The 19565-nt window shown below is 65.5% G+C and carries 11 protein-coding genes and 3 tRNA genes; 9 read left to right on the top strand and 5 right to left on the bottom strand.

Annotated features, from left to right (window positions below; translation table 11 throughout):
• Positions 1-7: 7 nt before the first annotated feature.
• Entirely contained in the window at positions 8-2524 is a 2517-nt protein-coding gene (gene ligD / locus NRS07_RS09765) for a DNA ligase D (protein WP_259205866.1), read from the bottom strand.
• Between the two features lie 149 nt (positions 2525-2673).
• On the opposite strand from ligD, the gene NRS07_RS09760 reads away from it, so the two are divergent.
• On the top strand, positions 2674-3621 hold the full coding sequence (locus tag NRS07_RS09760) for a D-2-hydroxyacid dehydrogenase (RefSeq protein WP_259205864.1): 948 nt from the start codon (positions 2674-2676) through the stop codon (positions 3619-3621).
• 20 nt (positions 3622-3641) lie between these two features.
• On the opposite strand, the gene NRS07_RS09755 is transcribed toward NRS07_RS09760, so the two are convergent.
• Positions 3642-7574 (bottom strand): two-component regulator propeller domain-containing protein, encoded by a 3933-nt coding sequence (locus tag NRS07_RS09755; protein WP_259205863.1) that lies wholly within the window; start codon positions 7572-7574, stop codon positions 3642-3644.
• Positions 7575-7682: 108 nt separating this feature from the next.
• Between NRS07_RS09755 and NRS07_RS09750 the strand changes: the two genes are divergently transcribed.
• The 4 genes from NRS07_RS09750 (at position 7683) to NRS07_RS09735 (ending at position 9329) form a co-directional block, all read left to right on the top strand.
• Positions 7683-7759: transfer RNA gene (locus NRS07_RS09750), tRNA-Arg, on the top strand.
• A gap of 183 nt (positions 7760-7942) precedes the next feature.
• Positions 7943-8019: transfer RNA gene (locus tag NRS07_RS09745), tRNA-Arg, on the top strand.
• Between the two features lie 200 nt (positions 8020-8219).
• Positions 8220-8296 (top strand) — tRNA-Arg (locus NRS07_RS09740).
• A gap of 487 nt (positions 8297-8783) precedes the next feature.
• The gene (locus NRS07_RS09735; RefSeq protein ID WP_259205862.1) at positions 8784-9329 is read left to right on the top strand and encodes an FxDxF family PEP-CTERM protein; all 546 of its coding nucleotides are present in this window, start codon (positions 8784-8786) and stop codon (positions 9327-9329) included.
• Positions 9330-9494: 165 nt separating this feature from the next.
• Here the strand turns inward: NRS07_RS09735 and NRS07_RS09730 are convergent, their stop codons facing one another.
• Together NRS07_RS09730 and NRS07_RS09725 are read right to left on the bottom strand one after the other, a co-directional pair.
• Entirely contained in the window at positions 9495-11381 is a 1887-nt protein-coding gene (locus tag NRS07_RS09730; RefSeq protein WP_259205861.1) for an ATP-binding protein, read from the bottom strand.
• Between the two features lie 2 nt (positions 11382-11383).
• Positions 11384-11983 (bottom strand): YfiR family protein, encoded by a 600-nt coding sequence (locus NRS07_RS09725; protein ID WP_259205860.1) that lies wholly within the window; start codon positions 11981-11983, stop codon positions 11384-11386.
• Between the two features lie 647 nt (positions 11984-12630).
• On the opposite strand from NRS07_RS09725, the gene NRS07_RS09720 reads away from it, so the two are divergent.
• The 4 genes from NRS07_RS09720 to NRS07_RS09705 all read left to right on the top strand — a co-directional run bounded on the left by NRS07_RS09720 (position 12631) and on the right by NRS07_RS09705 (position 18873).
• Positions 12631-13473, top strand: coding sequence for a response regulator (locus NRS07_RS09720; protein WP_259205859.1), 843 nt, complete (start codon positions 12631-12633; stop codon positions 13471-13473).
• A gap of 112 nt (positions 13474-13585) precedes the next feature.
• Positions 13586-14668 (top strand): 5-methyltetrahydropteroyltriglutamate--homocysteine methyltransferase, encoded by a 1083-nt coding sequence (locus NRS07_RS09715; protein ID WP_259205858.1) that lies wholly within the window; start codon positions 13586-13588, stop codon positions 14666-14668.
• Positions 14665-17739, top strand: a complete 3075-nt coding sequence (locus NRS07_RS09710; protein WP_259205857.1) for an ATP-binding protein — start codon at positions 14665-14667, stop codon at positions 17737-17739. The genes NRS07_RS09715 and NRS07_RS09710 overlap by 4 nt, the downstream gene beginning before the upstream one ends.
• A 129-nt stretch (positions 17740-17868) precedes the next feature.
• Positions 17869-18873 carry a diguanylate cyclase domain-containing protein gene (locus NRS07_RS09705; RefSeq protein WP_259205856.1) on the top strand — a complete coding sequence of 335 codons (1005 nt, stop codon included), beginning with the start codon at positions 17869-17871 and terminating at the stop codon, positions 18871-18873.
• Positions 18874-19116: 243 nt separating this feature from the next.
• Here the strand turns inward: NRS07_RS09705 and NRS07_RS09700 are convergent, their stop codons facing one another.
• A complete protein-coding gene (locus NRS07_RS09700; protein WP_259205855.1) occupies positions 19117-19536 on the bottom strand; it encodes a hypothetical protein in 420 nt (139 codons plus the stop codon).
• Positions 19537-19565 lie beyond the last annotated feature (29 nt).

Below are 19565 nucleotides of genomic sequence, written 5' to 3'. Positions count from 1 at the left end.
CGCGCCCTTATTCCTCGAAGCCCAGTACCTTCATCGCCTTGCCAAGGCGCTTGGCCGCCCTGGCATACCCGGCCCAGGGCGCGTTGCCCCGGCTTAGGCGCGTGTGCACGTTCGCCACTGTCCACTGGGTGCTCGATGTGAGCGTCATGAGTTCGTCCCATTCGAGCGGCACCGAGATGCCCATGCCGGGCCGGGCCCGGGCCGACCAGGCGCAGACGGTGGTGGCGCCGCGCCCGTTGCGCAGGTAGTCGATAAAAATCTTGCCGACCCGGTTCTTGGGACCGCTCTTGAACGCCAGCCGGTCCGGCAGCGTAGCGGCCAGGTGCTGCACGATGGCCTGCGAAAAGGCCTTGACCGTATCCCAGCCGTACTCGGGCTTGATCGGCACCACCACGTGCAGGCCCTTGCCGCCGCTGGTCTTGAGAAAGGATGGCAGGCCCAGCTCGTCGAGGAAGGCATGCATGATCTGCGCCGCTTCTTGCATCGCGGGCCATTGCACGCCCTCGCCCGGGTCGAGGTCGAACACCATGCGGTCCGGCTTTTCGTAGCTTGTGGCCAGCGCGTTCTGGGTATGCAGCTCGATCGCGTTCCACTGCGCCACCGACAAGATACCGTCGACCTCCACGATTTCGAGCATGGGCGGATTGGCGGGATCGAGCGCTGCGGCCAGCTGCTTGACGCCGGGCAGCTTCTTGACCTCGGCATGCTTCTGGAAGACCAACCCGGCCCCGATGCCGCCCGGCGCGCGCACCAGGGTCAGCGGGCGGTGCCTGAGGTGCTCCAGCATCAGCTCGCCCACCTGCGCGTAGTAGCCGATCAGGTCGAGCTTGGTGATGCCGGTGGACGGATCGACCACCCGCTCCGGGCTGGTCACCCGCAGCGACGCCGGCAGCTTGCCGCGCCGGCCGCTAGCGGGCGTCTTCGCCGCAGTGTCGGTGGCCGCCGGCCCGGCGCCGTCCTCGATCTGGCGCGGCTCTTCGCGCGTGATGCCACGTGCCGGCTTGTCGGCGCGCAGACCCTGGAACACCGGATGGCGCACCGCGCCGGCGCTGGTCCATTCAGAAAAGCTCACTTCGGCCACCAGTACCGGCTCGACCCAGTGATGCTGGCGGCCGGGAACGGCGCGTGGCGGGAACGGGCTGGCTTCGGTGCGCAGCGGCTCGAGCCGCTGCTGCAGGTCCATCAGGGTAGCGTGGTTCAAGCCGGTGCCGACCTTGCCGGCATAGCGCAAGACGCCCTCGCGGTCATAGGTGCCCAGCAACAGCGAGCCGATGCCCTTGCGCGCGCCTTTCGGATCGGTGAAACCGCCGATGACGAATTCCTGGCGCAGCCCGCATTTGAGCTTGATCCAATCGGGTGAGCGGCGCGACACATAGCGCGCGTCGCGCCGCTTGCCGATCACGCCCTCCAGCCCCATCTTGCAGGCAGCGACCATCAGCTCGTCCGGGTTGGCGCCGAATTCGGCCGAGAAGCGCACGCTGCCGGCACCAGCCCCGTCCAGCACCCGCTCGAGCACCCGTTCGAGTACAGCACGCCGCTCCACCAGCGGGACCTCGCGCAAGTCGTATCCTGCGCAGTAAGGCAGATCGAACAGGAAGTAAGCGATATCGGCCCGGCGTACGCCATCGAAGGCCTGTTGCAGCAGGCCGAAATCGGGCTTGCCGTGCTGGTCGTGCACGACGATCTCGCCGTCGTACCAGCCGTCGGGCAAACCCAGGCGCTCGAGTTCCTGGCACAGCGCGGGGAGCTTGTCGGTCCAGTCGTTGTCGTTACGCGTCACCAGCCGCACCCGGCCGTCCTCGACCCGCGCCAGCATGCGGTAGCCGTCAAACTTCACCTCGAATACCCAGTCGGCCGCGTTCTGCGGCGGGGCCTCGACCAGCGTGGCAAGTTCGGGCGCGAGGGTTTCTGGCAATGCAGCTTCGACAGCGGCGTCGGGCAAGCCTGCCACCTTGCCCTTGCCTGTGCTGGCCGGCAAGGGCAAGGCCTTGACGCTGTCGGGCAGCGCGTCGACCACCGAGAACTCGTGCGCCGCCCGCGCGTACTCGTCCTTCTCTTTGATCAGGAGCCAGGCCGCTTGCTTTTCACCCCTGCCCTTCATGCGAATCAAGGCCCAGCGTCCCTGCATCTTGTGGCCGTGCAGCGTGAACTTCAGGTTGCCATCGCGATAGCCCTGGTGCGGATCGCCAACCGGCTCCCAGACGCCCTTGTCCCAGATGATGACCTTGCCAGCGCCATACTGCTTGGCCGGAATGGTGCCCTCGAAGTCGGCATACGAGATCGGGTGATCCTCGACCTGCACGGCCATGCGCTTGTCACGGGTATCGTAGCTGGGGCCCTTGGGCACGGCCCAGCTCTTCATGGTGCCGTCGAGTTCGAGGCGCAGATCGTAGTGCAGCCGCTTGGCCCAGTGCTTCTGGATCACGAAGCTCAAGGCACCGGTTGCGGCAACCCCGCCATCGGCGGGCTCGGGCGTGATGCCGAAATTTCGCTTGGCCTGATAAAGTGCGAGCGCGTCTGGCATGTGAGCCTCTTGGCAACTGTCTGTCCAGAGTGTAGGCCGGGGCGATGCGGGGCGACTGTACGCCAGCTAACCCTGTCGACGGGCAGGGTTGGCGCGCTTGTCGAACAAGGCTGCGACTACAATGCGGTTTTCCCCAGCGCGAGGCAAACATGCACCGAATCGTCTTTCTGGATCGCGACAGCCTGCAGGCCAGCGTACGGGCGCCCGGCTTCGCCCACGACTGGCAGGACCACGACGGCACGCTTGACGACCAGGTCGTCGAACGCCTGGCCGGCGCCACGATCGCAATCACCAACAAGGTACCGCTGCGCGCCGCGGCGCTGCAGCAGCTGCCAGGTTTGCAGATGGTGGCGATCGCCGCCACCGGCACCGACAATGTCGACCTTGATGCCTGCCGCGCGCAGGGCATCGTGGTCTCGAACATTCGCGATTATTCACTGGTATCGGTGCCCGAACATTGCTTTACGCTGCTGCTGGCGCTGCGACGCAACCTGCGCGCCTATGTCGACGACGTCGAGGCTGGCCGCTGGGAACGCTCGAGCCGCTTTTGCCTGCTCGATCACCCGATCGGCGACCTGGCCGGCAGCCGGCTGGGTATTGTGGGCTATGGCGCGCTTGGGCACAGGGTGGCGCAACTGGGCCGCGCCTTCGGCATGCAGATCGTGGCGACCTCGCGCTCGCCGATCCAGCAGGACGGGGTCGTGCAGCTGCCGCTCGACGAACTGCTGGCCAGCGCCGACGTGGTCAGCCTGCACCTGCCGCTCACGCCTCAGACCCGCCACCTGATCGGCCAGCGCGAGCTCGCGCTCATGAAACGCACTGCCCTCTTGATCAATACCGCGCGCGGCGGCCTGGTGGACGAAGCGGCGCTGGCCGAGGCCTTGCGGGCAAACCAGATCGGCGGCGCCGGCTTCGATGTGCTGTCCCAGGAGCCGCCGACCTCCGGTAATGCGCTGCTCGCGCTGCGGCTGCCGAATTTCATCCTGACCCCGCACGTGGCCTGGGCCAGCGCCGGCGCCATGCAGACGCTGGCCGATATGCTGGTCGATAACATCGAGGCCTGGGTCGCCGGCAAGCCGCGCAATGTGGTCTCCTGAATTGCCACGGGCATCGCCGCTCAAGCCCCACTGGCAGCCTGCGGCTCCGGCGTCATGGGCTGCAGCGCCGGTCCATCCGGCGCGTGCAGTGGCAGGTCGAGCAGGAACACCGCGCCCCGGCCGGGTGCACTGTCGACCCGCACGGTCCCGCCCAGCAGCGAGGTGACGATGTTCCAGATGATGCTCAAGCCCAGGCCGGTGCCGCCCTGCCCCATGCGCGTGGTAAAGAACGGATCGAAGATGCGCGCCAGGTGGTCCGGCGCGATGCCGCGCCCATCGTCGCGAAACTCGATGCGTACCGTATTACTATCGAGCGGCGCGGCAGCCAGCAGCATGGTGCCGCCCGGCGCCTCGAACGCGTGCAACAGGGCGTTGTTCACGAAATTGATGATCACCTGGCCGAGCGGCCCCGGGTAACTGTCGAGCACGATCCCGGGCGGCACCGCCAGCTCCAGCCGGTGCCCGGACAGGCGCACCGTGTTCATCAGGGTGGCAGAGATTTCATGGCAGGCCTGCGCCAGGTCGAACTGGCGCCGCTGCGCGCTGGTCTGGTCGACCGATACCTGGCGGAAGCTGTTGACCAGCTCCGCGGCATTGTGCAGGCTGCGCATGATCAGGCTCGACGCTTCGCGCGACTCGGCCATGTAGTCGGCCAGCTCGGAGCGGCGCAGGGTCGAGGCGTCGAACCGGCTGGCCACTTCGCTGGTTTTTTCCCGCAGCGTGCTTGCCATCAGCAGGCTGTTGCCGATCGGTGTATTGAGTTCGTGCGCCACCCCGGCCACCAGCGAGCCGAGCGAAGCGAGCTTTTCCTGCGCCGCCAGCTGGGCCTGGGTTTCCTTCAGGCGGTGATAGGCTTCGGCGTTGTCGATCGCCACGCCGACATAGGCAGCCAGCGTCTCGAGCATATCGAGATGGACCTGGCCATAGGCCTGGGCGGCCGTGCTTTGCACGGTCAGCGCGCCCAGTACCCGCTCGCCCACCATCACCGGCACCATCAGCAGCGAGCGCGGCGACATCTTGCTGCGCCAGGCGTACGGCAGCGCCACTTCCAGCGAGCGCTCCGGCGCCAGCGCGGGCAGATAGCCGACCAGTCCCCGCGGCAGGTCGCCGGCCAGCACTTCGCGCCCATGGGCGATCGACCAGGCGGCCAGGTGCGAGTCCGGGTCTTGCGGCAGCTCGAAGCGTTCGCCGCGCTCGCCGTCCAGCACGGTAAAGACATACTCCAGCGTGGCGCGTTCCGGATGGCGCAGCACCACTGCGAACAGGCTGGCGTCCATCAGCGCCCGCACGTGTTCGTACAGCGTGCGCATGATGGCCTCGGTGTCGAGGTTGGCGGTGAGGGTGCGACCGATGTCAGACAGCAGCGCGATGTTGCGGTGTGCCTGTTCGACCACGCCCTTTTGCGCCTCGACCTCCTGCTTGCGGCGTTCCGCCGAATCTTTCTGGTGCCGCAATTCCTCGGTGCGGGTGCCGACCTCGCGCTCGAGCAGCAGCTTCTGCGACACCAGGGCGCGGATGCGCAGACGGTAGCCCGCCGTGACCAGGGCCACGATCGCCAGCACGGCCAGGATCCGGAACCACGGGGTTTTCCAGAACGGCGGCGTGATGTTGATCGTCAGGGTCGCCGCTTGCGGATTCCAGACCCCGTCCTTGTTGCTGGCTCGGACCCGAAACACATAGCGCCCGGGATCGAGATTGGTATAGGTCGCATAGCGCCGGCGCGCGTCGGTATCGACCCAGCCGGCATCGAAGCCTTCGAGCTGGTAGGCGTAGCGGTTGTCGTCCGGGTCGGCGTAGTGCAGCGCGGCGAATTCGAGTGCGAACACGGAGTCGTGGTGCGACAGCGTGATTTCTTTCTGTTCGTGGAAATTGGGCCCGGCGCGCGACCGGTTCAGCACCAGCAGGTCGGTCAGCACCACCGTCGGCGGGTAGGGGTTATCGCGCACCTCGCCCGGCCGGAACGAGGTCATGCCATTGACGCCCCCAAAGTACAGCTCGCCATTGGTGGCGCGCAGCGCGGCACCGACGAAATACGAGCCATCCACCATGCCATCCTTGGCGGTATAGCTCCTGGTCTGCCCACTGACCGGGTCGAGGCGGGTGATCCCGGCCGTGGTGCTGGCCCAGATGATGCCGTTCCGGTCTTCGAGCACGCCGCCAATTGGCAGCGCCTCGTGGCGCGAACTGAAAGGGAAATACCGGAAGCGCGGACCGGTCGCGCCCTGTTCCATGCGGTGCAGCCCGCCCGCGGTGCCTACCCACAGCGCGCCGCGCGCCGACTCCATCAGGTGGTACACGCGGTTATGGCGCAAGGTATCGGCTTGGTCCGGATCGCGCCGGTAGTGCCGGAACTTGCCGCTGGTCGGGTCGAGCCGTTCGAGCCCGGTCTCGGTGCCGATCCAGACGATGCCTGCGCGATCCTCCAGCACGGTAAAACCGTAGTTCTCGCCTAGGCTGGACGTGTCGTCGGGATCATGGCGCCAGCTGCGGATCGTGAAGCCGGCGCCAGCGTCCGGCGCCAGCGCCGAAAGGCCACCGCGCGTGACCACCCACAGCGTGCCGCTGCGGCCCGCATGCAGCGCCTGGACGTAACTGGCGCCGGGGGCGCTGCCGAGACGCACCCGGCCGGAGCGACCAGCGCCGTCGCGCCAGGCCAGGCCGGTCGGCGTGCCGATCCAGGTGCGCCCGTGCGCTCTCGCCAGCGAGGTGACGACATCGCTGCCAACGGCGCCGCGGCCGATGCGTTCGACATCCCCGCTGGCGCGGTCCATGCGCAGCAAGCCATTGCCCGTAGTGCCCATCCATAGAGCGCCGTCCGGCGCTTCCATGATCGCGCGCACCTTGGCCCGACCGAGTCCGACATTGCGGCCGTAGCGCTGGAAGCCGCCGCTGGCCAGGTCGGTACGGCTGACGCCACCGAACAGCGTGCCCACCCACAGGGTGCCGGTGCGGTCCACCAGCATTGCGCTGACCTGGTTGTCGCCGAGCGAGTGCTGGTCGGACCGGTCGTGGCGGTAGCTGATGAAGCGGCCGCTGGCCGGGTCCAGCCACTTGAGTCCCTCCATGTCGGTGCCGACCCACAGCGCTGCGCTGCTGTCGTGATACAGCGACAGCACGCGTACCTCGCCGGGCTCGCCGCCCAGGCCTTCGGCCTTGCCCATGCGGCGCCGCTGCGGCTCGGCGTCGCCGAGGCGCCAGGCCTCCAGTCCGGCGGCGGTGCCGATCCAGAGCGTATCGCGCGGCCCCATCGAGAGCGAGGTCACGGTATTGCGCTGCGCATCCCTGGCATCGATGCTGAAGTGTTCGAAGCGCACCCCGCCGGGCTCCAGCCGGTCGAGTCCGGCCGCTGTGCCGACCCACAGCCGGCCCTTGCCGTCGAGCGCAAGCGCGTTGACGCGATTGTCGCGCAGGCTGGTCGGATCGTCAGGGTCGTGCCGGTAACTGCGGAAGCGTCCGCTGACGGTATCGAAGTGCAGCAGGCCGTCGCCGGTGGCCAGCCACAAGCCGCCGCCAGCCGCGGCGATCATGGCCAGCACGCTGCGGTTGCCGGCGCGGGCGGCGCCGTCCGCGGACGGCGCATAGCGGACGAACTTGCCGCTGGCATGATCGAAGCGGGTCAGGCCGCCCTTGGTACCGAACCACAGCCGCCCCTGGGCGTCCTCGTGCGCCGCCATCACATAATTGTCGGGGATGCTGTCTTCGCGGTCGGGATCGTTGCGAAATACCGTCATGCGGTAGCCATCGTAGCGATTCAGTCCGGCCTGCGTGCCGAACCACATGAAACCGCGCCGGTCCTGCAGTATCGTCAGCACCGACTGCTGCGACAGTCCCTGGTCGATCGACACCCGTTCGAAACGCAGGCTGCGCGGCGCAGCGGCCGCGCAGGTGGTCCAGACTAACAGCAGCAACAAAACGGTCAGGGCCAGACGTGATCCCGGCTTCAAGGCAAACATACCACTCCAATGTCGATCCAACCCGGCTAATCTAACAGAGCTGGTTTGCCTGCGGAAAAAATTGAGGCTTCCGAAAACAAAATCGGGCTGCTATAATTCATGCATCGGGCGGCTGTAGCTCAGCTGGATAGAGTACTTGGCTACGAACCAAGGGGTCGTGGGTTCGATTCCTGCCAGCCGCACCAGAAGATATGAGGGACCAGATCGGGAGATCTGGTCCCTTTTTCGTTGGCCTCCAAAATGTCTGTTCAGCCAAGCGAGCGCCGCCTGGCCCCCACCTGCTCTGCGCCGCATCCGCCAGCCATTCCGGCCGGATGCACGATGAGGCTTTGCCAACAGACGAAGCCCTGCTATAATGCGTGCATCGGGCGGCTGTAGCTCAGCTGGATAGAGTACTTGGCTACGAACCAAGGGGTCGTGGGTTCGATTCCTGCCAGCCGCACCAGAAGATATGAGGGACCAGATCGGGAGATCTGGTCCCTTTTTCGCATGGGTAAGTCAGACTTCGAGCTGGTCAATGCGCGCAGCGTGTTATCCGATGAGAACTGCCGCCATTACCTGGGGGGGGCGCCCCGCCTCAGGAAATTTTTTCCGCAATATAGGGGTTTTCCATTAAGCCAGGTACTGCTATAATGCGTGCCTCGGGCGGCTGTAGCTCAGCTGGATAGAGTACTTGGCTACGAACCAAGGGGTCGTGGGTTCGATTCCTGCCAGCCGCACCAACTTTTTTAGATGGCTCAGAAGAAATTCTGGGCCATTTTTCTTTTCTGGTCGTCGCTTGGATTTGCTGCACCATCCATCCTCGACTGCTTCCCTCAGTCCTACACGACTCGCAGCCGACCCTGCTGACCGCCGCCCTACCCTATTGCATTATTCCATAGGGGACCTTGCTCAGCCCCATACGATTCCCGGAGATGCAAAGCGGGGACAGCAGAGGACTCGCTCCTCAATTTAGGTAAGACTGCGCCTACAGTTTTTGTGCAATGCGGCTAGTTTTTTCTGTTCGCCAAGCTTGGCGAGAGAGTCTCCACTATGGGGCGAAGCATTTTGGCCTGTCATCACGGCAATTGGTTGAAACGTGGAACGTAATGTGCACGTCTTGGGGCCAATAGGAATCCACGTGCATTTTCATGTTGTTTTGTTAGCATGAACTTCCCCGATTCAGAAACCAAGGCTGCAGGACGCGGCTGACTCTATGCGAGGAAAGACATGAAAAAATCTTTGATTGCTGCAATTGTGTTGGCTTCCGCTTCGTTCGGTTCCTCAGCTGTCATGGCGCAGGACGTAATCGGAAACTCTCCACAAGCACTTAACCTGATCGATGACAGCGCATTCTTCGGCGATACCTTCGAAGCAGATAATGCAGGCAACACCTTCGCCGACCAGTTCACCTTCTCAGTCGGCGGTGGCCTGGGCATGAATCTGGATGCGATCATCTCGTCGATCAGCCGCACCGCCGACACCGGCCTGGATATCACGGGCCTGGCCCTGTACGGTGAAGGCGATACCCTGATCACCAGCGGCAACTCGCTGCAGAGCGGCGAAGTCGATGTGTGGAGTATCTCCAGCGACAACCTGGCAGCAGGCAACTACTACCTGCAAGTGAGCGGCAACATGGTCTCGAATGCCGGCGCCTCGTTTGGCGGCGCTGTCATGCTGGCCCCGGTGCCAGAACCAGAGACCTACGGCATGCTGCTCGGCGGGCTAGGCGTACTGGGTTACCTGGCACGCCGCCGCAAGGCTAGAACGGCTTGACTGCCGCCTGGTGTGAGAATCGACGGAAGCGTGCCCTGCGCTTCCGTTTTTTTGCAGCAAACGAATTCGCTGTCGAACTTGCCCTGCCGGGCCACGCAGCACCCGCCTGTCAGGCGCGCCAGCAACGACTCATAACCTACTGGGATAGGTTCTAACTGCCAGCGCTCAAGTACGCAGCTTCTTGATCACCGCACGGCTGCTCAGGATTTCCTCGATCTGCTCGAAGCGTACCGGCTTGACCATGTGATGGTCGAAACCGGCCTCGAAGGCAAGCTGGCGGTCTTTCTCCTGGCCCCAGCCGGTAACGGCGATCAGCACCGTCATGGAGCCGCATTGCAGCTTGCGAATGCCGCGCGCCAGGTCATAGCCCGACATGTGCGGCAGGCCAATGTCCAGGAAAGCGTAGTCCGGACAGAAGCGCGCGGCCGCGGCCAGCGCATCGCGCCCATTGTGGGTGATCACCACGCTATGGCCCATGGCCGTGAGCAGGGCGCCAATGCTGTTGACGAAGTCGACATTGTCGTCGGCGAGCAGGATGCGATAGGTCTCGGTGCTGATGAAAGCGGCCGGGGTTGGCTTGGTGAGCGGCTCGGGCTCGACCACGATCGGCAGCCGTACCACGAACCGGCTACCGTGCCCCAGGCCTTCGCTGTATGCCTCGATGCTGCCGCCGTGCAGCTCCACTAGTTTACGCGCCAGCGACAGCCCAACACCCAGCCCGGCATTGCTGCGCTCCAGCGTCGAATCGACCTGCACGAACATATCGAATACCGAATCGAGCATGTCGGGTGCCAGGCCGATGCCGCTGTCGGCCACGTCGAGCACCAGGATCTTGTCGTCCACGCTGGCAGTAAGCGCCACGCGCCCGCCGCGGTTGGTGTACTTGGCGGCGTTGTTGAGCAGGTTCGACAGGATCTGCGCCAGGCGCGTCGCGTCGCCATGCAGGAACACCGGACGGTCGGGCAAATCGATCTCGAGCTCGTGGCCGTGCAGCTCGATATACGAGCGCACGACTTCGAGTGCGTCATTGACGACGGCCTTGAGTTCTACCCGGCCCATCTTGATCGTGAACTTGCCGGTGTTGATGCGCGAAACGTCGAGCAAGTCGTCCACCAGGCGCACCATCTGGCGCAGCTGGCGTTCCATGATGTCGGTGGCGCGCTGGGTCGCCTGCGCGTCGCCGCTACGGATGCGCAGGATATCCAGGCCGGTACGGATCGGCGCCAGTGGATTGCGCAGCTCGTGTGCCAGGGTTGCCAGAAATTCGTCCTTGCGGCGGTCGGCCAGGATCAAGGCCTGTTCGGCGCGCTCGCGCACCGTCATTTCGTGTTCGAGCGTGCGGTTGGCCGCCTGCAGCGCATCCGAGCGGCGCCCGATCTCGGCGAGCATGTCGTTGAAAGCTTCGATCAGCACCCCGATCTCGCCTTTCTCGTCGCCAGGCACACGCAAGCTGAAGTCGCGCCTGAGCATGACCTGGCGCGCCACGTTGGTGACGGCTTCGAGCGGCCGCGTGATCGACGCCTGCAGGCGCGAGGCCACCAGCGCCGCGATCACCAGCGCGGCCAGCATGACGCCGCCCAGGATGGCGCCATAGCTGACCACCCGGTCGAGCAGTCCGTAGCGCATGCGCAGGTAGACGGTGCCGAGCGGCTCGCCGTTCTCGACGATCGGGCGGAACACCTCCAGTTCGCCACGCTCGATGCGGTAACCCACAGCGCCCGGCCGGGCCGGGATACTGCGCTCGGCGCCCGCCCTGGCATAGGTAGCGAAACGCTTGCCGCTATTGGTATAAATGGCGCCGGCCACGATCTGCGGGCGCACCCGCAAGACCGACAGGTTGCGCGTGGCCGCGGCCGCATCGTTGAACGAGACTGCCGGCGCGGTCACGTCGGCGAGGATGTCGGCCTGGGTGGTCAGGTCGTCGACCCAGACCTTCTGGAAGGTGCGCACATCGACCGCCAGCATGGCAACGGCGGCCGATAACAGCGCCACGATCGTGGTCGCCACCGCCATCAGAATCAGTTTGCTGCGGACCGAATTGGTATCGTGCATGCTCACCACGAACCTCCCTTCTGCACCCGGTTCGCCACGGTCAGCAGGCGCGAACTGAGTTTCACGTTTTTCTTGTCGGCGGCATCGAGCGAGACGTCGAAGCGCACCCGCTCATCCACGATCAGGAAATTAATCACGCTGCCATGGCGCAGTCCGAGCTCGCATTCAGTCACGGTAAGCAAGGAGCTGGAGGCAGCACGCAGCACGCGGCCGGCGCGCTCGCTGTCGGCGCCGGCGACGAACAGCAGGTGCGCCGGTGGCAGCGCATCGTTCTCGGCTACCCGCCGCACGGTGATGGAGCGTCCGCCGACCAGGCGGCCGCTAGCGATGCGCCCCAACTCGGCAGCCATCTCGTCGGAGCCAACCACGGCGATCGTCAACGGCACCGCGGCGTCGGCAAAGGCGCTCGGCGGAAAGTGGGCATAACCGAGAAATTTGTACAAAAACGCCGCCTTGACCCGGCGTTCGAGCGCCTGCGGGCCGGCCGCGTGGGCGCGGGCTGGCGGCGCCGTTCCCGCTGACGCCGCCGCCAGCAGCAAGGGCACGGCGAGCGTGCGCCAAGCCAGGCGGCGTCGCGTTCGATCGGGAGCTAATATCGTCATTGTCATCATGGGCACTCGGATGGGCACTCGGTTCTGCGCCCAGGGCGCAGCGTGCACGCAGCTGCCGCCCCGATTCCGGGATGGCACAGGCAAAAAATACCGGCCCACCGGGGCCGCGACATTGTGCCGCAGCCGCCCTGCAATCCGTCAGTAAAGCTCATCATAGCTTGCCACGGCCGCTTGCAGGCGCCGCGTAACGTGCCACCTCTGGCCGACGGCCGAGCCGGGCCGGGGCGGATCTGTAGCAGGCTGACAGCGGGATTCTTGACATAGTTGCCATCGTAGAACATTTTCTCGTATGCACCAAGCGTGCACGACCGGCTGTGGTTTCCCCGTCGCATGCCAGGCAGGAACCTTGACAAGGCAGCGCAGTTCGTGACCATCATCAGCAATATTGATAGCTGTCATCCAAAATATAAATTGGACGTATTTATGGCACTGCAGCATCATCCACCTGTCTCCTCTATTCCCCTCAAAAGAAATAGATTTAGCCCGCTTCCTAGAAGCGGGCTTTTTTTTTGTTGGCGCCATCGCATCGGAGCGGCTACGAGTCCGGTGGTCCGAACCAACACGCAGACGGAACCGGCACCGCCCCCGCATTTGGTGTAGCATTGCCGCCATGTTTTCGTTCCTACAACAAACTTCCCATGTCTGAATTCGAATCGTTGCCGCGAACTACCGCCTCTTATGACTGGTCCGCCAGCGCGCTGGGCGAACCTGCGCTCTGGCCGGCGCCGCTGCGCGCGGCCGCCGACCTGCTGCTCAACTCGCCTTTCCCGGGGTTACTGGTGTGGGGCCGCGAAACGGTCCTCGTCTTTAACCAGGCCTACGCGGCACTCGCCGGGCTGGGCAGCGGCCGTGTGCCGGGCGGGTCGGTGCCTTCGGTGCTGCCGCCGCCGCTGTCGAGCGCGGGCAGCGCACTGCAGGGCGCCTGGGACGGACAAGCGCACGTAGTAGCAGGCGCGATGCCCTCGTTCCGGCGCGCCGAGGGACCGCTCGACTATCCGTGCGACCTGTGGCTGACACCGGTCCTGGATGGCAATGGCAACGTGGGCGGGGTACACGTACTGCTGGCCCCACCGGCACCGGCTGCAGCCGCTCCCCAGACCGGCGCCGCCAATGGCAGCCTGTCGATCCTGGTCGTGGAAGACAATCTCGATTCCCAATACCTGGTGTGCGAGATGCTCAAGGCCTTCGGGCACGAGGCCGACGGCGTGGCGCACCCAAACGACGCACTCGATCTGCTGGCGCGGCGACGCTACGACGTGCTGTTCTCGGACGTCAGCCTGCCCGGCATGTCCGGTGTCGATCTGGCGCGCAAGGCGGTAGGCGACGATCCCGCGCTGAAGGTGATCTTCGCGTCCGGCTACGGCGACTCGCTGTTGCGCCACCTGGAATTTCCTTACCTGTCGCTGCAGAAGCCCTATGAGCTGGACCAGCTCCAGGACGCGCTGGCCAAAGTGGCGCGCGACGCGGCGCGCGGCGGCTAGGGTCCCGCATGCGCCCCGTATGCGGATACCGCTGTGACGCGGCTGGGCTACAATGGCGGCAACTGGAACAGGCACCGCCCTGCCCCGCACATGGCGTGGCGGCCGGCACCCGATGAATATCCCGACTGAACCGATTGGCAGCATTCCCCGCCCGCCCGAGCTGATCGCCGCCGTGCGCGCCGGCGTTCCCGATGGCGAGCTCGCGCCCCTGGTCGACGACGCGGTACGCAGCACCGTGGCTGCGTTCGAGCGCTGCGGCGCGCCCGTCATCAGCGACGGCGAACAAGGCAAGTTCGAGAACTTCTGGAGCTATCCGGTGCACGGCGCCGCCTGTACCGTCTCGGACGGCTTGCGCATCCCGCTCGACAATGGCGGCGCTGAGGGCGCCCACCACCGCATGCCGCGCCTGACGCGGGGACCGTTCCGTTACCAGCGCTATGCCGACGAATTCGTGCGTGCGGCGCGCCTGCACGCGACAGTGCCGCTCAAGCAGGCCATCATCTCGCCGTCCGCGCTGTCGCTGCTCTATCCGCCCGAAGGCATTGATGGCTACTCGCGCGAGCAGTTTCTCGACGACCTGGTTCGCGAGCACGAAACCGAAATCCGGCGCTGCCTCGAAGCCGGCGCCGACAAGGTGCAGGTCGATTTCGCCGAAGGCCCGCTGGCGATGCGGCTCGACCCGAGTGGCGCGCTGCTGGCCAGTTTCGTCCACTTGAACAATCTGGCGCTGGGTCGTTTTTCGGCCGCCGAACGGGCCCTGATCGGCCTGCACGTCTCGCCGCTGGGCGTATCGGCAGCGACCGATGGCGCCGCGCCTGCACAGGTCGATTACGCCGACCTGCTGCCTTCGCTGTTCGAGATCCGCGCCGGCAGCTTCTATATCGCGATGGCCGGACAACCCGACCCGGAGCGCGTGCTGCGCATCGCGCGCGACTACGCGCGCCCCGATCAGCGCATTTTCGTGGGCGTGACCGATCCGTCCAACCCGCAGGTGGAAACTGCGCGCCAGGTGTGCGACCGGGTACTGCTCGCGGCAAGCTATCTTGCGCCGCAGCGCCTTGGCAGCACCGACGATGCCGGTTTCGCGCCGTTCTTCGACGACGACCGCGTCAGCCGCGCCACCGCATTCGCCAAGGTGGGCGCGCGCGTTGAGGGCACGCGCATGGCCGCGCGCCTGCTCGAGGGGGTGGCATGAGCCAAGACTACGAACTCGAACAAATGCGCTCGGCCGCCTTGCGCAACGCGCAAAGCGTGCTGGCGGCGCGCCAGCGCGCCGAAGAAGAACTGCTGGGCGCGCAGGACGCCCTGCGCCGCGCCAACGAGCGTATGGAGAACATGCTCGAAAGCCTGAGCGATGGCTTCTGCGCGGTCGACCGCGACTGGCGCATCACGTATATCAATGGCCGCGCACTCGACATGATCGCGCCGCTCGACAAGAGCCGGGCCGGGCTGGTGGGCCGCAGCCTGTGGGACGAGTTCGAAGACCTGCAGGGTACTTCGGTGGCACAGGACTGCCTGCGCGCGATGGAGTTGCGCGAGAGCGTGGTACGCGATTTCTACTATGCCCGCCTGCAGTGCTGGGTCGAGATGCGCCTGCATCCGTCGCCCGACGGGCTGACGCTTTACTTCCAGGACATCACCCAGCGCAAGCTGGACCAGCAGGCCCTGGTCGAGAACAACACCCGTCTGCAGGTGGCACTGGCCGCCGGCCGGCTGGGCGACTGGCGCTGGGATGCGGCACCGGACCGGGTCCGGCTCGGGCCGCGCGCGGCCTGCATCCTTGGCCTGCCCGCCGATATCGCGTTGCGCTGGCCACAACTACGCGCACGCCTGCTGCCGCAACACCAGCGCCCCGTGCGGCGCGCGGTGCTTTCGGCCATCAAGTCGCGCTCCGACCTCAACATCGAATGCCAGGTTGCCGGCGACGGGCCAGGCGGCCAGCCGGCACGCTGGGTAGCCCTGGTCGGGCGTCCCGACTATGCCGAGGTCCGCGGCCAGCAAACCCTGCTCGGCATGAGCGGCGTGGTGCAGGACATCACCAGCCGCAAAGAGGCCGAGGAAACCCTGCGCCAGAGCGAAGAGCTGTTGCGCGCACTGGCCAACACGATTCCGCAACTAGCCTGGATGGCCGGGGTCGACGGCGCCATCGTCTGGTTCAACGACCGCTGGTACGACTACACCGGCCGCACGCCCGAGCAGAGCGTGGGACGCAGCTGGCAAGAAGCGATCGAGCCGGGCGCCCTGGACGGCGTGATGGCGCACTGGCGGGCCACCATCCAGAGCGGCGCGCCATTCGAAATGGAATTCCCGCTGCTCGGGGCCGACGGCCGCTACCGCTGGCACCTGACGCGGGTGCGCGCGGTGCGCGATCCGGAAGGCCGCGTGCTGCGCTGGTTCGGCACGAATACCGACGTCGACGGGGTCAAGCGTACCGAGCAGGCTTTGCGCGACGAATCGCACGTGCTCGAACTGCTCAACAACACTGGCAGTATCCTGGCTTCGACCCGCGATCTGCGCTCGCTGCTGCGCGCCGCCACCGAAGCGGCCGCCGGCGTCAGCGGCGCCCACTTTGGCGCCTTCTTCCATGTCGGCCAGGCTGGCGACGCCAGCGAGCCAGGCGCGCAGGAAGGTACGCTGTTCTCGCTGTACACGCTGGCCGGCACCACCTCGACAGCATTTTGCAGCGTCGACGCGGCGCGCGCGGCCACCTTGTTTGGCCCGCTGCTGCGCGCGCCAGGCCTGGTCCGGATCGACGACATTGAAAGCGACGCGCGCTACGCCGGCAGCGCCCCGCAGTTCGGGCTGCCGGACGGCCATCCGCCGGTGCGCAGCTACATGGCGGTGCCGGTGATCGCCCGTTCGGGCGAGCTGCTCGGCACGATGCTGTTCGGCGACCCGGCCGCGGGCATCTTCAGCGAGCGCAGCGAACGCATCGTCAGCGGCATCGCGCTGCAAGCGGCGATCGCGGTCGATAACGCACGCCTGTACGAGGCCACCAGCCGCGCGGCCGAAGAACGCAAGGTGCTGCTCGAGAACGAGCGCGAGGCGCGCGCCGAGGCCGAGCGCAGCAGCCAGATGAAGGACGAATTCCTGGCCACCCTGTCGCACGAACTGCGCACGCCGCTGTCGGCCATTCTCGGCTGGTCGCAGGTGCTGCGCCGCGGCAGTCGCGACGGCGCCGACCTGCAGCGCGGCCTGCAGACGATCGAACGCAACGCGCGCGCCCAGGCCCAGCTGATCGAAGACCTGCTCGACATGAGCCGCATCACCTCGGGCAAGGTGCTGCTCGAGATGCAGGTGATCGCGCCCGGCCCCTTCATCGATGCCGCCATCGAGACCGTGCGCCCGGCCGCAGAGGCCAAGCAGATCGCGATCGAGCGGCTCGATGGGACGCCGGCGGCGGCCGGCCTGCGGGTCGCCGGCGACAGCGGCCGCTTGCAGCAGGTGGTATGGAACCTGCTGTCGAATGCCATCAAGTTCACGCCGCGCGGCGGAACCGTGGCGGTGGAGCTGGCGCAGCACGAACATTCGCTGGCGATCACGGTGCGCGACAACGGCGCCGGCATCCGGCCAGAATTCATCACCCATGTGTTCGAGCGCTTCCGCCAGGAAGACGCCTCGATGACGCGTCGCCACGGTGGCCTGGGCCTGGGGCTGTCGATCGTCAAGCACCTGGTCGAGCAGCATGGCGGCACGGTTCGCGCCGAAAGCGCCGGTGAGGGGCTGGGTGCCAGCTTCACGATTGAATTGCCGCTGGCCAAGGCGGCGACCGGCGCCCCTCCCCGCGGCAACGGCCGCCCTGCCCTGTCGGCGGCGCCGGAAGCGCCCGAGGCCATGGTGCGCGACCTGGCCGGTGTCACGGTGCTGGTAGTGGACGACGACCGCGATTCACGCGAGCTCATCGCCCGCATCCTGACCGACTGTCACGCACGGGTACAGGTGGCCGCCAGTGCCCGGGAAGCGTTTGCTGTGCTCAAGGCGAACAAGCCGGACATCTTGATCAGCGATGTCGGCATGCCCGAGGTCGACGGCTTCGAATTTATTGGGTGGGTGCGCGCCCTGGCACGCGAACAGGGCGGCCAGATGCCGGCCATCGCCCTGACCGCCTTTGCCCGTTCGGAAGACCGCCTCAAGGCACTGGAAGCCGGATTCTCGACCCATATTTCGAAGCCGGTCGAGCCCAGCGAACTGATTGCCACGATTGCAACCGTCACCGCGCCCGGCGCGCCATTGATGCTTTCAGGACACCGAACGAACGGCCGTTGATGCTCCTACCGGCAAACGCGGCGCTGTCCTACAAGAAATTTTGTAGGCTTTGCTAGACTAGGTAGAGATGGTATAGGCCCATTCCGAAAAGAAATGGAATGGGCTTCAGACTGAGTAAAAGAGAGACGCATGCCGAGCAGACAAGACATTTTGAACGCAAAAATCCTGGTGGTAGACGACTCGCCGGACAATATCGAATTGATGGAAGAGATATTGCGCGAAGAAGGCTACACTTGCGTCAGCTCGACTATGTATCCGGACCAGGTATGCCCGCTGCACCGCGAGCATAATTACGACCTGATCTTGCTCGACCTGCAAATGCCGGGCATGAATGGCTTTCAGGTCATGAAAGGCCTGAAAGAAATCGAACAAGGCGGCTACCTGCCGGTGCTGGCCTTGACCGCACAGCCCAGTTTCAAGATCGCCGCGCTCGAAGCCGGTGCGCGCGATTTCATCAGCAAGCCATTCGATCTGCTCGAAGTGCACAAGCGCATCCACAACATGCTTGAGGTACGCCTGCTCTACAAGGAGCTGGCCCAGTATAGTCGCGCCCAGCAAGAACTCGCGCTGCACGACGCCCTGACTGGCCTGCCCAATCGCCGCCTGCTGGAAGACCGCATCGAAACTGCCCTCCAGCACGCCAACCGCAGCCACGCCAAGGCCGCGATCATGTACCTGGACCTGGACGGCTTCAAGGCAATCAACGATACCTACGGTCATGCCTACGGCGATGAAATCCTGAAAATGGTGTCGCAACGGCTGCTGGCAAGTTCGCGCAAGGAAGACACCGTTGCCCGCCTCGGAGGCGACGAATTCATGGTCGTGCTCGGCGATATCCACTCGCTGGCCGATGCCCACGGACCGGCCGCCAAGCTGGTCGAAGCCTTGTCGGAACCATTTTTCATTAACGATCTCACGCTGCGCCTGTCGACCTCGATCGGCATCAGTATCTATCCGGACGACGCTGAATCGGTCGATTCCCTGATCAGCATTGCCGATTACGCGCTGTATGAAGCCAAGCGCTCAGGCAAGAACCGCTACTGCTCGCCGGCCGACAAGCGCCAGGCCGCGGCCAAGTTGCCGTTGCCGAGCACCGCCCCGGCGCCAGCGCCCGAGCTGGCCCCGCACCGGTAACCGGCCTGCCAGCAGGCGCGCCTGCGGCGCTGCCAGTGCAATTGGGGGAGCGATGCCGATGGCGTCGCTCCCCCAATGTCGTTCTTGCCCTGCGCCCGTCACCTGCCAGGGTTCCGTACGGGCAGGCTTGCCGGCAGCGCGCCCCAAACAAAACAGGCCACGGGTAGCTGGTGTCGCCCGTGGCCTGTCCTCGAACCGGAGCAGCGCCTGGCATGGGCGCCTACCGGTTCCATTATTCTGCGCTTAAGCGGATCGCACCGGTGGCGTGCGTCGCGCATCCTCGTTGTGCACTTCCATCGCCTGCGCACCCTGGTGGTCGCGCGCAGCATCGACCCTGTCAGGCGCCACTTCGATGCGCGTGATGCCCGAATCGACCGAGATCGGATCGCTGGCCGGGAAGGTCATTTCGACCGCATCGTCGAGCAGGCATTCCTCGGCCTGCTCCTTGCTGGAGACGGCTTCGCAGGTGGCCAGCGAATGAATCGCCACGGCAAAGTTTACGGCCGGCATCCGGGCGAGATCGCCGATCGTGCGAACTCCGGCGACGGCGAATGCCTCGGCCTGCTGCTCGGTCATGCTGACCAGTGCGCTCAGGGGCGCTCTGACCAGCTCGCTGAGCGACTTACCGTGGAATTGTTTATTTACTATATTGTCGATATTCATGATTGTCCTTTCAAGTAGGTGCCCCGGAC

This window comes from Massilia sp. H6, assembly GCF_024802625.1.
Classification (GTDB): Bacteria; Pseudomonadota; Gammaproteobacteria; order Burkholderiales; family Burkholderiaceae_D; genus Telluria.
Note: the sequence above shows the minus strand (reverse complement) of the source record. Positions and strands in the feature narration are given on the sequence as shown.